The 262-nt window shown below is 72.1% G+C and carries 1 protein-coding gene; it reads right to left on the reverse strand.

Annotated features, from left to right (window positions below; genetic code table 11):
- On the reverse strand, positions 1-262 hold a 262-nt coding region (locus SB751_RS31880; protein WP_410749257.1), incomplete at both ends, for an NTP transferase domain-containing protein.

The raw sequence follows: 262 nt of genomic DNA on the forward strand, positions 1-262 counted from the left end.
GCCGTCGAGCGCGGCGAGTGCATCGTAATGGTGCGCGGCGAAACCGACCGGATGGCCGCGCACGCCACGATGCATGGGGGCGACGATCGACGCGTCGTCGGCGTCGAGCGCGCGAGTGAGCACTTCGTAGGTGGACGCCGCGATCCACGGCATATCGCCGAGCGCGACCAGCCAGCCGGTCGCTTCGGGCGTCGTGCGGACACCGACCGCGAGGCTCGCGCCCATGCCGCGCATCGCGTCGGGCGCGTAGACGACCTGGCAG

Source organism: Cupriavidus sp. SIMBA_020 (assembly GCF_046535395.1).
Lineage (GTDB): Bacteria > Pseudomonadota > Gammaproteobacteria > Burkholderiales > Burkholderiaceae > Cupriavidus > Cupriavidus campinensis.